This window comes from Polaromonas aquatica (assembly GCF_050626995.1).
Taxonomy (GTDB): Bacteria; Pseudomonadota; Gammaproteobacteria; order Burkholderiales; family Burkholderiaceae_C; genus Polaromonas; species Polaromonas aquatica_A.
Window position 1 is genome coordinate 4,100,998 of the sequence record NZ_CP192467.1, and the last position, 14,232, is coordinate 4,115,229.

The following is a 14,232-nucleotide window of genomic DNA, read 5'->3' on the forward strand; positions in this document are numbered from 1 at the left end:
GCAAGGGTCATGGGGTGCGCGCGGCGCCACTGTGCGCCCGTTCAGGCGGTGACAGCGGCTTGGGCAGGGCTGCTTTGTGGCACAAAGGCCGGGATGGGTGGACTGCCGGCGGACAGGGTCAGCACTTCGTAGCCGGTTTCGGTGACGAGCACCGTATGTTCCCACTGGGCGGACAGGGAGTGATCACGTGTCACGATGCTCCAGCCGTCCTTTTCGGGGCCATCCTTGATATCGCGCTTGCCGGCGTTGATCATCGGTTCGATGGTGAAGGTCATGCCCGGTGTCAGCTCTTCGAGCGTGCCAGGCCGGCCGTAGTGAAGCACCTGCGGCTCTTCATGGAATTTTTGGCCAATCCCATGGCCGCAAAACTCGCGAACCACGGAAAACCCCTGTTTTTCGGCAAAAGTCTGGATCGCAAAGCCAATATCCCCCAGCCTCACGCCGGGTTTGACGCGCATGATGCCCTGCCACATGGCCTCGTAGGTCACGTGGCACAACCGCTTGGCCGCGATGGAAGCTTCACCGACCAGATACATGCGGCTGTTGTCGCCGTGCCAGCCGTCCTTGGTGATGACCGTCACATCGATATTGACGATGTCGCCTTTTTTGAGCGGTTTGTCGTTGGGAATGCCGTGGCAGACCTGGTGGTTGACCGAAGTGCACAGCGATTTGGGGTAGGGCACATAGCCCGGGGGGCCGTAGCCCAGAGTGGCGGGAATGGTGCCCTGGACCTGGGTCATGTAGTCATGGGCCAGCCGGTCGATTTCATTGGTGGTCACACCCGGTTTGACGAAAGGGGCGAGATAGTCCAGCACTTCGGAAGCAAGCCTTCCTGCCAGGCGCATGCCTTCAATTCCTGCCGCGTCTTTGTAAGTAATGCTCATGGCCTCGATTATCCCACCGCTCTTCCGCGCATGCATTTTCAGCATAGGGGCCGGGGGCTTTCGCGCTTTTTGGCCCGAAGGAATCGCAAAAGTGCCCGTGCCCGGCTCCTGCCGAACCCGGCACATGCCCCAGTCACTGATAAAATTACGGGTTAACGCGAACCGCAAAACCCGGCCCGATCCAGGCGCTTGCAGGCGGTGTTAAACCCAAAACAGCCATGAGCTGCCCACTTCCCACTACAAGGCCACCGCTATCGTGACCCTGCACCTGACGACTTTTGAGGGCGAACCCACCGGGATCTGCGCCCTCAGCGACTTCCGCGTCCAGCAACTCCTTCCCCGCCTGCAAGCCATCCACGACAAGATCGTCGGCATCAGCGCCCGGTTCGTGCATCTCGTGGCGACTGAATCGCCGCCTTCGGACACGGTCAAAACGCAACTCGCCGCACTGCTCACCTACGGCGAGCCTTGCGAGGCAAACGCTGGCAAGGCAGATGACGCCCTGGTTTTCATCGTCTCTCCACGTTTTGGCACAGTTTCTCCCTGGGCCTCCAAGGCCACCGATATCGCCCACAACTGCGGCCTGGCCGTCAAGCGTGTTGAGCGCATCACCGAATACCGCGTCACCCTGAAATCAGGCTTTTTCAGCAAAACTGCCCTGACGGGTGCCCAGCGTGAGCAGGTCGCCGACTTGCTGCATGACCGCATGACCGAAAGCGTGATGTTCCACCGCGCGCAGGCTGCCGGCCTCTTTACCGAACTGCAAGGCGCGCCGCTGCAGACTATTGACGTCCTGGCTGGCGGCAAGGCCGCACTCGAAAAGGCCAATGCCGAGTTCGGCCTGGCGCTGGCCGCGGATGAAATCGACTACCTGGTCAACGCATTCACCCAGCTCAAGCGCAACCCGACCGACGTCGAGCTGATGATGTTCGCGCAGGCCAACAGCGAGCATTGCCGCCACAAAATCTTCAACGCCGACTTCACGATTGACGGCGTGCCGCAGGAAAAAAGCCTGTTCGGCATGATCCGCAACACCGAGAAGCTGCATCCCCAGCACACGGTGGTGGCGTATTCCGACAACGCCTCTGTCATGGAAGGCTATAAAACCCAGCGTTTTTATGCCAAAAGCAGTGGCAAATTGGCCTCTAGCCCAATAAATACCGGCGCAACCAGCTATCAAACTTATAGCGCAATCGACGACGTGCAGATGCACGTGCTGATGAAGGTCGAGACGCACAACCATCCCACAGCGATTTCTCCCTTTCCCGGCGCATCCACTGGCGCGGGCGGGGAGATCCGCGACGAAGGCGCGACCGGCCGCGGCTCCAAGCCCAAGGCGGGTCTCACGGGCTTTACTGTGTCCAGGTTGTTTGACGACGCTGCCACGTCCTATGGCAAGCCCGAGCACATCGCCAGCCCGCTGCAGATCATGACTGAAGGCCCGCTGGGCGGCGCGGCCTTCAACAATGAGTTCGGCCGGCCCAACCTGAACGGCTATTTCCGCGAATATGAGCAGACCGTGGGCGGCCAGCGCTGGGGTTACCACAAGCCCATCATGATTGCCGGCGGCGTCGGCACGATAGACGCGGCGCTGACCAAGAAAATCCTGTTCCCGGCCGGCACGCTGCTGATCCAGCTGGGCGGCCCCGGCATGCGTATCGGCATGGGCGGCAGCGCGGCCAGTTCCATGGCTTCGGGCGCCAATGCAGCCCAGCTCGACTTTGATTCCGTGCAGCGCGGCAACCCCGAGATTGAGCGCCGGGCCCAGGAAGTCATCAACCAGTGCGCCCAGCTGGGTGCGGCCAACCCGATTCTGGCCATCCATGACGTGGGCGCCGGTGGTTTGTCCAACGCCTTCCCTGAACTGGTGAACGACGCCGGCCGGGGTGCGAAGTTTGACCTGCGCGCCGTGCCGCTGGAAGAAAGCGGCCTCTCGCCCAAGGAAATCTGGAGCAACGAGAGCCAGGAACGCTATGTGATGGCGATTGCGCCTGAGTCGCTGCCGCAGTTCCAGGCTTTTTGTGAGCGTGAGCGTTGTCCGTTTGCGGTCATTGGCGTGGCTACTGAAGAAAAACAGCTGGTGCTGTCCGACAACGACGCGGCCCCGCCAGTCGACATGCCGATGAATGTGTTGCTGGGTAAACCGCCAAAAATGCACCGTGACGTCAAATCCGTCAAACACACGATCAAGCCAATCGACCTGACCGGCGTTGATTTGCAGAAGAGTGCGATTGCCGTGCTCAGCCATCCGACAGTCGCCTCCAAGCGCTTCCTGATCACCATCGGCGACCGGACCGTGAGTGGCCTCACGCACCGCGACCAGATGGTCGGACCCTGGCAGGTGCCGGTGGCTGATTGCGCGGTCACGCTGGCCGACTACAGCGGCTTTGCAGGCGAAGCCATGAGCATGGGCGAGCGCACGCCGCTGGCCACCGTCAACGCGGCCGCCTCCGGCCGCATGGCTGTGGCAGAGGCCATTACCAACCTGCTGGCCGCGCCGATTGAGTTGCCGCGCGTCAAGCTCTCGGCCAACTGGATGGCCGCCTGCGGCGAACCCGGCCAGGATGCGGCGCTCTACGAAACCGTCAAGACCGTGGGTATGGAGCTTTGCCCGGCTCTGGGCGTGTCGATTCCGGTCGGCAAGGATTCCTTGTCGATGCGCACCGTGTGGAGCGACGGCGCTGACAGCAAGAAGGTCACATCACCCGTGTCGCTGATCGTCAGCGCCTTCGCCACACTGCCCGATGTGCGCGGCACGCTCACCCCGCAGCTGAACCGTGATGAGGCCGACAGCACACTGATCCTGATCGACCTGGGCAAAGGCCAGAACCGCATGGGCGGCTCCATCCTGGCCCAGACGCTGGAGAAGGAAGAGGGCGACGTCCCTGACCTTGATGACCCGAAAGACCTGGTCAACCTCGTCAACGCCATCAACGCGCTGCGCAAGGAGGGCAAGCTGATGGCCTACCACGACCGTAGCGACGGCGGCCTGTTTGCTGCGGTTTGCGAGATGGGTTTTGCCGGCAATGTTGGCGTGTCGCTCAATATCGACATGCTGCTGGTCGAAGGCGATGGTATTTCCGACAGCCGCATGGACACCGGCGACAGCAAGAACTGGGCAAGCCAGGTCGGCGCGCGCCGCGAAGAGCTCACGCTCAAGGCGTTGTTCAACGAAGAGCTGGGAGCTGTCATCCAGGTGGCCACGTCGGCGCGCAACGAGGTCATGCAAACCCTGCGTGAGCACGGCCTTTCCCCCTTCAGCCACTTCATCGGCAAGACCCGCCCGCAGCACGCTTCACTCGAGGTCGGCAAGGGCGAGGTCCAGGTTTGGCGCGACACCAAGGCGGTGTTCTCGGCCAAGCTGCAGGACCTTCACCAAGTCTGGGACTCGGTTAGCTGGAAAATCTGCCAGCAGCGCGACAACCCTGTTTGCGCCGACACCGAGCACGCGGCCGCCGGCAATCCTGCCGACCCTGGCCTGCATGTCCAATTGAGCTTCGACCCCGCCAAAGTACCGGCGGCTCCCGCGCTGAACCTCTCGGCGCGGCCGCGTGTGGCGGTGCTGCGAGAGCAGGGCGTCAATTCGCATGTAGAAATGGCTTACGTGTTTACCGAAGCTGGCTTTGAAGCCTGCGATGTGCACATGACCGACCTGCAAACCGGCCGCGCCAAACTTGCCGACTTCAAGGGCATTGTGGCTTGCGGTGGTTTCAGCTACGGCGACACCCTGGGCGCGGGCATAGGCTGGGCGCGCTCCGTCACCTTCAATCCGGCGTTGTCCGAGGAGTTCAAGGCCTTCTTCGCGCGACAAGACACCTTCGGATTGGGCGTATGCAACGGCTGCCAGATGTTCGCCGAGCTGGCTGACATCATCCCAGGTGCCGAAGCCTGGCCGCGCTTCACCACCAACCGCAGCGAACGCTTCGAGGCGCGCCTGAGCATGGTCGAAGTGCTGGAATCGCCCAGCATCTTCCTGCAGGGCATGGCTGGCAGCCGCATGCCCATCGCGGTGGCGCACGGCGAGGGTTATGCCAATTTCGCCTTCCGGGGCGACGCGTCCAAGGCGATTGCCGCGATGCGCTTCACCGACAACGATGGCAAGCCGACGGAAGCCTATCCGGCCAACCCCAACGGCAGCGCCGGCGGCCTGACGGCCGTGACCACCGCCGACGGCCGCTTCACAGCCATGATGCCGCACCCCGAGCGTGTGTTCCGCAACATCCAGAAGAGCTGGACTTCCGGCGACGCCAGCGAACACAGCCCGTGGATGAGCCTATGGCACAACGCGCGCAAGTGGGTGGGGTAAGGCACAAGCGTCAAGGCCTTGCTCAGGCCGAGATGCCGGCCAGGGCCTTGGCAGCGGGTTGCAGTTCCTTGTTCACCGCCAGATCGCCAAGGGCCACAATGCCGACCAGCCGTTTGTCGTGATTGATGATGGGCAGCCTGCGCACCTGGTGCTTGCTCATGATCTTCACGGCGTCCTCGACTGAATCGTCGTCGTAGGCCCAGAGAATACCTTCTGACATTACCTCGCGCACCCGGGTATCGGCTGCTTTGCCTTCGGCCACGGCGCGCACAACAATGTCACGGTCGGAAACGGCGCCTATCATCCGGTCGTTTTCACCCACCGGCAACAAACCAAAATCCCCCGTACGCATGCGCTGGGCGGCTTCGGCGATGCTCGCATCGGGGCTGATGACGTCCACCTGCCGTGTCATGACGTCCTTGATCTTGTTCATGGCAATCTCCTTCAAATGTTGAGGTCGTTGGGGAATGCAGCCTCCGCGCTTCCGGCCTGACTGGCCGGCTTTTTGATGCGCCAGGGAGGTCCAGGTAAATACTGTGTCAGGCAAGTCACCACCTTAACCCCGTCTGTTTGGCCGGCCGTAGTCTCGTCTATTGCCTGAGCGTAGGCCCATGCTTACAAGCGCCACGGAAAGCTTGGAGCGATGCCGGTGGCGCCCGTCAATCCAGTGCACTCCTTTTTGGGGCAGGTCCACCGGTCATGCATTGATATAGGTGCTGAAATGAAAAACGCGGCCACATGGGCCGCGTTTGCGAAGGCTTGTGGCCTGCGTTTATTCCACTTTGGCTTTTTTACGCAAACCGTCCTGGAACGCAGCCAGTTTTTGCTGTTGCATCTGCTGGGCGATTTGCGGCTTTACTTCCTCAAAGGAGGGGAGCTGGGCCGTACGGATGTCGTCCACACGAATGATGTGATAACCAAACTGGCTCTTCACCGGGGTATCGGTGGTCTGACCCTTGTTGAGCTTGACCAATGCCTCGGTGAACTCCGGCACATAGCTGGAAGGGTTGGCCCAATCCAGATCGCCACCCTTGGCGCCGGATCCGGGATCTTTGGACTTCTTCTTGGCTATGTCGTCAAACTTGCCGCCCTTTTTGAGGCTTGCAATGATCTCTTTGGCTTCTGTTTCTTTTTCGACCAGGATGTGGCGAGCCTTGTATTCCTTGCCGCCGTTTTCTGCGGCGAACTTGTCGTATTCCGCTTTCAGCTCGGCCTCGCTCACCGGATTTTTCTTCTGGTAGTCAGAAAATAGCTCGCGGATCAGGATGGTCTGGCGTGCCAGCTCCATTTGCACTTTGACGTCATCGCTGGAAGCCAGGCCGAGCTTTTCAGCTTCCTGCATGAACACCTCGCGCGCGATCACTTCCTCGCGCAACTGGCCTTCCATGTCAGGCGTCACTGGACGGCCCGACTTGGCAACTTGCAGAGCCAGTGAATCAAGGCGTGACTTTGGCACAGCCTTGCCGTTAACGATGGCCAGGTTTTGAGCGAAAGCGCCTTGCGCGCCAAAGGCCAGCAGTGCGGCAATAGCCGGGGCAACTAAGAAATGTTTCTTCATGATGTTTTTGTAATCCTTTTGATGGTGCTCGAAAGCGTTGGCAGCGGATGCTGACGGTGCCGTGGTCCCCAGGTCGGGGTACTGGCGCAAATCAGCGGAAGTTCAGGGTGATTCGATGATTTCAATGGCCAGGGCATGCAGGCCCTGATCGATGAAATTTTGCATTGCATCATACACAAGCCGATGGCGTGCCACGCGGCTCTTGCCGGCAAAAGCCGGGCTGGCGATACGGATGCGAAAGTGGGTGCCATAGCCTTCAGCGTTGGCGCCTGAATGACCCGCATGGGCGGCACTTTCGTCAAGAACTTCCAGCTGGGTGGGTTGAAGCTGCGCCTTGAGTTGCCGTTCGATCTCTTCGGTGCGCACAGGCAGGACGCTTGACACGCTGGTGTTCATGGCGTGGTGCCCGGTTCGATGTGCTTGTTGAGATAAACCGCCTGCGCCAGTACAAACACCACCATAAGGCCCAGGCCACCGAACAGCTTGAAGTTGACCCAGGTGGCGGTGGAGAAGGTGAAGGCCACCCACAGGTTCAGAAGGCCCATGACGGCAAAGAATCCTACCCAGCTGAAATTGACCACGCGCCAGATGGAATCCGGCAAATTCATCTGCGACCCCATCAGCGACTTGATGCCGTTTTTCTTCCACACCAGTTGCCCCAGCAGCAGCGCGCCACCCATCACCCAGTACAGGACGGTAGGCTTCCATTTGATAAAGCTCTCGCTGTGGAAGTAGATGGTGGCGCCGCCAAGCACGGTCACCAGGCCCAGGCTGATCCACAGCATGGTGTCGACCTTCTTGCCGCTCATCTTGAGCCAGAGAATCTGGGCCAGTGTGGCGACGATGACGACTACGGTAGCCAGCAGCACCGGCGCCTCAGCCGCGCCCACCACTCCTCCGGAAACCATAAAGCCCAGCCACTCGGTCGCCGTGGCGGCAGCCCAATCCCTGTTGCCTTCGGCGTACTTGAACATGCCGAAGAAAAGGGCAATCGGCAAAAAGTCGAAAAGAATTTTCATGAAGTGATTATCGCGGGGTAAAAGAAGCGAAAGAAGAAGCGAAAGAGCTCACTGGCGTTGGGTCCCGAATTAGCAAGCATGAGCCGCGGAACCGGCTTTGCCGGGCCGCAGGCGGGCGGCCCCCTCGGGGGGCAGGAAGCTACGCGCAGCGAGCGACCGTGGGGGCTTCACTTCTTCTTGAAATCGAGAGAGGCAGAATTCATGCAATAGCGCAAGCCTGTGGGAGACGGCCCATCAGGAAACACATGACCCAGGTGCGCACCGCAGCTGGCGCACACGGTTTCAGTGCGGACCATGCCATGTTTGCGATCCACAATTTCCTCGATCGCGCCCGGCACGGCTTCTTCTGAAAAGCTGGGCCAGCCGCAGCCCGCATCGAATTTGGTTTCCGACTCGAACAGCTTGGCACCGCAGCAGATGCAGTGGTAGCTGCCGTCATCCCACACCGCTTCATATTTGCCGGTGTACGGGCGTTCGGTGGCGGCGTGACGCGTGACTTCAAAGGCAGCAGGTTCGGCTCCTTTTTCGGCCAGCAAGGCCTTCCACTCGGCGTCGGTTTTCTGGATCCTGGTGCTCATGTCTGGTCCTGGTGTGAATGGGTTGAGGTGTTACGAACTGCAACTGATTTCGATCGAAGCGGCCCAATCGGGCGGAAAACCGGCAAAGCTGTCGTGACCGGGATGCTCATCAAATGGGGCCTGCAACAAGGCAAGCAAGGTGTCGACCCCGGAAAAGTCTTTTAGTTTCGCAGCACGTATGGCCTCTTCGCCCAAATGGTTGCGCAGCACGAATTTCGGATTGTTCTTGAGCATCAGATCGGCCCGTAGCCCTTGATTTACGGGCGTAAGGCGCTCTGAATACTGTAGCGCCCAGGCGTTGAAGGATTCCCGGTCAAAAAACAGGTCCCGCAGGGGCTCATGGCCGCTTTGCGCCATAAAACCATTGAGGCGCCTCCAGAAGATGGTGTAGTCCACCTTGTTGCTGGCCAGCAGCTTGAAGGTGTTTTCCACCAGGGCTTTGTCATCCGCTTGCACATCGGGTAAGCCCAGCTTGGCCAGCATGCGGGCCTGCAGCGCTTCGGGGAACACGGTTTTGTAGGGCTCCAAGGCTGCCAGCGCCTGTTCCTGGTCTTCAATCAGCGGCAGCAATGCCTGGCCCAGGCAGAACAGGTTCCAGTAGGCTATGTTGGGCTGCTTGTTGTAGGCGTAGCGGCCTTGGGTGTCCGAATGGTTGCAGATATGGCCGGGATCAAACGCATCGAGAAACTGGAAGGGGCCGTAGTCAATGGTCAGCCCGAGGATGCTCATGTTGTCGGTGTTCATGACGCCATGGCAGAAGCCGGCCGCCTGCCACGCAGCCATCAGGTGCGCGGTCTTTTCGCTGACGGCCTCCAGCAGGGCAGCATAGGGTTGCCTCGCCTCGCGGCAGGCGGGGTAAAACCGGTCGATGACGTAGTCGGCCAGCGCCTTCAGCTGCGCATGCTGGTCGTTGTAACTGAAATGCTCGAAATGGCCGAAGCGGATAAAGCTCGGCGCGATTCGGGTCACCACGGCCGCGGTTTCAATCTCCTCACGCCGTACGGCTGCATCGGACCCGGTGACACACAACGCCCGTGTGGTGGGTATGCCCAGCCCGTGCATTGCCTCGGAGCACAGAAATTCTCGGATCGAACTGCGCAAAACGGCCCGGCCGTCGCCCATGCGGGAATAGGGCGTCTTGCCCGCCCCCTTGAGCTGGATTTCCCGCGGTCCAAGCGGGGTTTCGATCTCTCCGAGCAGCAATGCGCGACCGTCACCGAGCTGCCCCGCCCACACACCAAACTGGTGGCCGCTATAGACGCTGGCCAAAGGATCGGCACCGGGCAGGACGTTGTTGCCTGTGAGCGCTTCCAGCGCCGCCTGTGATTCAAGCCACGCCGAATCCAGCCCCAGCTCACGCGCCATGCTGCGGCTGCGGCCGACCCAATAGGGATCTGGCAGTGCCTGCGGCCGCAAGCGTGTGTAAAAGTCGCCACCAAGTTGGGCGAAGCTGTTGTTCCAGGTCAGCGTGGTGGCAGGAGGGCTTGCATCGCCCGTCGCCGAAAGGTTTGCGGAGGTCATTGGCAAATTGTCCCCTACCTGACATGAGCCCGTGGATTCACGGGCAATCCCGCATGACCGTCATGGTGCGCTGCGGCATGATGGCCGCTTGCCGAACACTATTCAACCAATGGAGACTTTTCGATGCTTGGGTTAATGCAAAACCAGCCGCTGCTGATTTCCGGCCTGATCGAATTCGCGGAACGCCACCATGGCGACGCTGAAATCGTCTCGCGCCGCGTAGAGGGCGACCTGCATCGCTACACCTACAAGGATGTCGCCCGCCGGGCGCGCCAGGTTGCCAATGCGCTGGACGGCCTGAAGCTGGCATTCAGTGATCGCGTTGCGACGCTGGCCTGGAACGGCTATCGGCACCTGGAGCTCTACTACGGCGTGAGTGGATCGGGCCGGGTGCTGCACACCATCAACCCGCGCCTGCACCCGGACCAGATCGCCTGGATCGCCAACCATGCTGAAGACCAGGTGCTGTGTTTTGACCTGAGTTTTTTGCCGCTGGTGCAGGCTGTGCACGCCCGGTGCCCGGCCATCAAGCACTACATCGCGCTGTGCGACGCCGACAAGCTGCCGGCCGATTCCGGCGTACCCAACCTGCACAGCTACGAAAGCTGGATAGGCGCGCAAACCCCAGATTACGCCTGGCCCAGTTTTGATGAGAACACGGCTTCGAGCATGTGCTACACCAGCGGCACCACGGGTAACCCCAAAGCCGCGCTCTACAGCCATCGCTCCAGCACGCTGCACGCCTATGCGGCGGCGCTGCCCGACGTCATGTGCATCTCTGCGCGCGACGCCATTCTGCCCGTCGTGCCCATGTTCCATGTCAACGCCTGGGGCATTCCGTACTCGGCCGCGCTCACCGGCGCCAAGCTGGTGTTCCCGGGGCCGGCCCTGGACGGCAAATCGATTTATGAGCTGATCGAGGCCGAGAAAGTCACCTATGCGGCGGGCGTGCCCACGGTGTGGCAGATGCTGCTGACCCATATGAAACCCGCCAGCCTGAAGTTCTCCACGCTGAAGCGCACCGTCATCGGCGGCTCGGCCTGCCCGCCGGCCATGATCCATGCTTTCCGTGAAGACTATGGCGTCGAAGTGCTGCATGCCTGGGGCATGACAGAGATGAGTCCGCTGGGTACGCTGTGCACGCTCAAGAACAAGCACGATGCGTTGCCCGAAGCGGAAAAGATGAAGATACGCCTCAAGCAGGGTCGCGCCATCTACGGCGTCGACATGAAGATCGTCGATGCCGACGGCAAGGAACTACCCTGGGACGGCAAGGTCTTCGGGGACCTTTATGTGAAGGGGCCGTGGATCGTGCGCGAATACTTCAAGGGCGAGGGCGGCGACCCGCTGGTGGACGGCTGGTTCCCCACCGGCGACGTCGGCACCATAGACCCCGACGGCTACCTGCAGATCACCGACCGCAGCAAGGACGTCATCAAGTCAGGCGGTGAATGGATCAGTTCCATCGAGGTCGAGAACATCGCCGTAGCCCATCCGGCCGTGGCCATGGCCGCCTGCATCGGCGTGGCTCACCCTAAATGGGATGAGCGGCCCATCGTGGCCGTGGTCAAGAAGCCCGGCATGGACGTCACTCGCGACGACCTGCTGCGCTTCTATGAAGGCAAAACAGCCAAATGGCAGATCCCCGACGACATTGTCTTCGTCGATGCCATTCCCCTCGGCGCCACCGGCAAGATGCTCAAGACCAAGCTGCGCGAACTCTTGAAGGATTACAAATTGCCACAGGTATGAAAGCCCCCACGTTCGCTCACTGCGTGTAGCTCTCTGCCCCCGAGGGGGCGCTGCGCCTGCGGCCCGGCAAAGCCGGTTCCGCGGCCCCGGCTGATACGGAAGAGTTTTCGCCGCTTAGGCCTGGGTCACAAGGGTGACATGGCGCTAGGGCATTCCCTGACGCAGTGCAGCATTTTTTAACCTAATCTTTGCCGGTTCCCGCCGTTAGATTTCGTTCGCAAATTCACAAATTTCAGGAGACAAGGGATGACAACCCAGAACCGATTTTTCGCAAGGCATGCCGTTATCGCGCTGGCGGTGTCTTCGATGTTCTACAGCGGTGTGACGCTGGCCCAGGCGCCTGCCGCCAAAGCCGCAGCACCCGCCAAAGCCGCCACAGCGGCCCCGGCATCCGGCGCTGTCAATCTGAATCAGACCGTGAAAATTGCATGGCTCGATCCACTGTCGGGCCTGATGGCTGCCGTCGGCACCAACCAGCTCAAGGGCTTCCAGTTCCTGGCCGAGCAGTTCAGCAAGAAGAACAAGGCCGGCGTGAAGTTCGAGATCATCGGCATTGACAACAAGCTCAGCCCGCAGGAAACCACCAACGCGCTGAAGTCCGCCATCGACCAGGGCGCGCGCTACGTGGTGCAGGGCAACGGCTCGGGCCCTGCGCTGGCCATCATCGACGCGCTGTCCAAGCACAACGAACGCAATCCCGGCAAGGAAGTCGTCTACCTCAACTACGCCGCGGTGGATCCGGACCTCACCAACAGCAAGTGCGACTACTGGCACTTCCGCCTCGACGCCGACACCTCCATGAAGATGGAGGCGCTGACAGCCTTCATGAAGGACCAGCCGGACATCAAGAAGGTCTACCTGATCAACCAGAACTACTCGCACGGCCAGCAGGTCGCCAAGTTCGCCAAGGCCAACCTCTCCAGCAAGCGCCCCGACATCCAGATCGTCGGCGAGGACCTGCACCCGCTGGCGCAGGTGCGCGACTTCGCGCCCTACATCGCCAAGATCAAGCAGTCGGGCGCCGACACCGTGATCACCGGCAACTGGGGCTCCGACCTCTCGCTGCTGGTGAAGGCCGCCAACGAGGCGGGCCTGAACAACGTCAAGTTCTACACCTACTACGCCGGCGTCACCGGCACGCCGACCGCCCTGGGTGCGGCCTCGGCCGGCCGGGTCTACATGGTGTCCTACAACCACCTCAACATGGGTGGCGAGATCCAGCAGATCCAGGCCGACTACAAGAAGAAGTTCAACGACGACTTCTATACCGGCGCGATCTTCCACGCCTTCACCATCCTGACCGAAGCCATGGCGCAGACAAAATCGACCGAGCCGGCCGTCGTAGCCAAGGCCATGGAAGGCATGCGCTTCAAGAGCTTCAACGGCGACGTCGAGATGCGCAAGACCGACCACCAGCTGCAGCAGGGCCTCTACATCGACAAATGGGAAAAAGCCGGCGGCAAGTACCCTTACGATGCCGAGAACACGGGCTACACCTTTGTGCCGGTCAAATACTATGAACCCTACGTGGCCAGCACGCCCACTTCGTGCCAGATGAAGCGCCCGGGGTGATCCCGGCGTCCCGCTGACGGACACAGGCCCGATCCGAGTTCGGGCCTTTTTTTCATCCGGCTTTTTCCAACAGGCGCTTATCGATGAATCTGGAATCCTTCACCATCGCGATGCTCAACGGGCTCAGCTACGGCTTGCTGCTGTTCATGCTCAGTTCCGGCCTGACGCTGATCTTTAGCATGATGGGTGTGCTCAATTTCGCGCACGCGTCCTTCTACATGGTCGGCGCCTATATCGCCTACAGCACCTCGCAGGTCATAGGCTTCTGGTGGTCGCTGCTGGTGGCGCCGCTGCTGGTGTTTGCGATGGGCGCGGCCTTCGAGCGCTTTTGCCTGCGCAAGGTGCACAAGTTCGGCCACGTGCCCGAGTTGCTGGTCACCTTCGGGCTGTCCTACCTGCTGCTGGAGTTGGTGCAGCTGGTCTGGGGCCGATCGGCCGTCAACTACGTGCTGCCTGAAGGCCTGCAGGGCCCGCTGTTCACGGTGTTCGGCACCAACTTCCCGAAATCGCGCGCCTTCATCATGTTCATCTCGCTGGCCATGCTGGCCGGCATCTGGCTGCTGCTCACGCGCACCCGCATAGGCCTGGTCATCCAGGCCGCGCTCACGCATCCTGAAACCGTGGAGGCACTGGGCCACAACGTACCGCGCGTCTTCATGCTGGTCTTCGGCGGCGGCGCGGCGCTCGCGGGCCTGGCCGGCGTCATAGGCGGCAACACCTTCATCACAGAGCCGGCCATGGCAGGCTCTGTCGGCGCCATCATTTTTGTGGTCGTGGTGGTGGGCGGCATGGGCTCGCTGAGCGGCGCCTTCCTGGCTTCGCTGCTGATAGGCCTGATCCAGACCTTCGCCATTGCGCTCGACCAGTCGCTGATCACGCTTTTGGGGCACTTCAAGTACGTGGTGACGCCCGAGACATTCGGCTACCCCTTGCTCAAGCTCACGATTTCGCAGGTGGCGCCTATCCTGCCATTCCTGTTCCTGGTACTGATCCTTATCTTCCGGCCCAAGGGCTTGCTGGGCACACGGGAAGGATGAGTCGC

Annotated in this window: 11 protein-coding genes; 4 read left to right on the plus strand and 7 right to left on the minus strand. The window is 61.0% G+C overall.

Annotated elements, in window-relative coordinates; translation table 11 throughout:
• Positions 1–41: 41 nt before the first annotated feature.
• A complete protein-coding gene (gene map, locus ACQ4MS_RS19630) occupies positions 42–884 on the minus strand; it encodes a type I methionyl aminopeptidase (protein ID WP_431096349.1) in 843 nt (280 codons plus the stop codon).
• A 256-nt stretch (positions 885–1,140) separates the two neighbouring features.
• Between map and purL the strand changes: the two genes are divergently transcribed.
• On the plus strand, positions 1,141–5,190 hold the full coding sequence (gene purL, locus ACQ4MS_RS19635) for a phosphoribosylformylglycinamidine synthase (protein WP_431096350.1): 4,050 nt from the start codon (positions 1,141–1,143) through the stop codon (positions 5,188–5,190).
• Between the two features lie 22 nt (positions 5,191–5,212).
• Here purL and ACQ4MS_RS19640 read toward each other — a convergent pair whose 3' ends face one another.
• The 6 genes from ACQ4MS_RS19640 to ACQ4MS_RS19665 form a co-directional block, all read right to left on the minus strand.
• The gene (locus ACQ4MS_RS19640; RefSeq protein WP_431096351.1) at positions 5,213–5,623 is read right to left on the minus strand and encodes a CBS domain-containing protein; all 411 of its coding nucleotides are present in this window, start codon (positions 5,621–5,623) and stop codon (positions 5,213–5,215) included.
• A gap of 339 nt (positions 5,624–5,962) precedes the next feature.
• On the minus strand, positions 5,963–6,748 hold the full coding sequence (locus tag ACQ4MS_RS19645) for a peptidyl-prolyl cis-trans isomerase (protein ID WP_431096352.1): 786 nt from the start codon (positions 6,746–6,748) through the stop codon (positions 5,963–5,965).
• Positions 6,749–6,850: 102 nt separating this feature from the next.
• Positions 6,851–7,144 carry a BolA family protein gene (locus tag ACQ4MS_RS19650; protein ID WP_431096353.1) on the minus strand — a complete coding sequence of 98 codons (294 nt, stop codon included), beginning with the start codon at positions 7,142–7,144 and terminating at the stop codon, positions 6,851–6,853.
• Positions 7,141–7,767 carry a septation protein A gene (locus tag ACQ4MS_RS19655; protein ID WP_431096354.1) on the minus strand — a complete coding sequence of 209 codons (627 nt, stop codon included), beginning with the start codon at positions 7,765–7,767 and terminating at the stop codon, positions 7,141–7,143. The genes ACQ4MS_RS19650 and ACQ4MS_RS19655 overlap by 4 nt, the downstream gene beginning before the upstream one ends.
• Before the next feature lie 167 nt (positions 7,768–7,934).
• Positions 7,935–8,345, minus strand: a complete 411-nt coding sequence (msrB, locus tag ACQ4MS_RS19660) for a peptide-methionine (R)-S-oxide reductase MsrB (protein WP_431096355.1) — start codon at positions 8,343–8,345, stop codon at positions 7,935–7,937.
• Between the two features lie 30 nt (positions 8,346–8,375).
• A complete protein-coding gene (locus ACQ4MS_RS19665) occupies positions 8,376–9,866 on the minus strand; it encodes a protein adenylyltransferase SelO (protein ID WP_431096356.1) in 1,491 nt (496 codons plus the stop codon).
• 123 nt (positions 9,867–9,989) lie between these two features.
• Between ACQ4MS_RS19665 and ACQ4MS_RS19670 the strand changes: the two genes are divergently transcribed.
• From ACQ4MS_RS19670 to ACQ4MS_RS19680, 3 genes are all read left to right on the plus strand, one after another.
• Positions 9,990–11,618, plus strand: coding sequence for a 3-(methylthio)propionyl-CoA ligase (locus tag ACQ4MS_RS19670; RefSeq protein ID WP_431096357.1), 1,629 nt, complete (start codon positions 9,990–9,992; stop codon positions 11,616–11,618).
• Between the two features lie 306 nt (positions 11,619–11,924).
• A complete protein-coding gene (locus ACQ4MS_RS19675; protein ID WP_431099631.1) occupies positions 11,925–13,190 on the plus strand; it encodes a branched-chain amino acid ABC transporter substrate-binding protein in 1,266 nt (421 codons plus the stop codon).
• A gap of 83 nt (positions 13,191–13,273) precedes the next feature.
• Positions 13,274–14,227 (plus strand): branched-chain amino acid ABC transporter permease, encoded by a 954-nt coding sequence (locus ACQ4MS_RS19680; RefSeq protein ID WP_431096358.1) that lies wholly within the window; start codon positions 13,274–13,276, stop codon positions 14,225–14,227.
• The last annotated feature ends 5 nt before the right edge of the window (positions 14,228–14,232 follow it).

Excerpts from the sequence above, each read along its gene's own strand:
- ACQ4MS_RS19675 (WP_431099631.1), top strand. The coding sequence starts at position 11,925 with ATGTTCTACAGCGGTGTGACGCTGGCCCAGGCGCCTGCCGCCAAAGCC.
- map (WP_431096349.1), bottom strand. The coding sequence starts at position 884 with ATGAGCATTACTTACAAAGACGCGGCAGGAATTGAAGGCATGCGCCTG.
- ACQ4MS_RS19640 (WP_431096351.1), bottom strand. The coding sequence starts at position 5,623 with ATGAACAAGATCAAGGACGTCATGACACGGCAGGTGGACGTCATCAGC.
- msrB (WP_431096355.1), bottom strand. The coding sequence starts at position 8,345 with ATGAGCACCAGGATCCAGAAAACCGACGCCGAGTGGAAGGCCTTGCTG.
- ACQ4MS_RS19655 (WP_431096354.1), bottom strand. The coding sequence starts at position 7,767 with ATGAAAATTCTTTTCGACTTTTTGCCGATTGCCCTTTTCTTCGGCATG.
- ACQ4MS_RS19645 (WP_431096352.1), bottom strand. The coding sequence starts at position 6,748 with ATGAAGAAACATTTCTTAGTTGCCCCGGCTATTGCCGCACTGCTGGCC.
- ACQ4MS_RS19670 (WP_431096357.1), top strand. The coding sequence starts at position 9,990 with ATGCTTGGGTTAATGCAAAACCAGCCGCTGCTGATTTCCGGCCTGATC.
- ACQ4MS_RS19680 (WP_431096358.1), top strand. The coding sequence starts at position 13,274 with ATGAATCTGGAATCCTTCACCATCGCGATGCTCAACGGGCTCAGCTAC.
- ACQ4MS_RS19665 (WP_431096356.1), bottom strand. The coding sequence starts at position 9,866 with ATGACCTCCGCAAACCTTTCGGCGACGGGCGATGCAAGCCCTCCTGCC.
- ACQ4MS_RS19650 (WP_431096353.1), bottom strand. The coding sequence starts at position 7,144 with ATGAACACCAGCGTGTCAAGCGTCCTGCCTGTGCGCACCGAAGAGATC.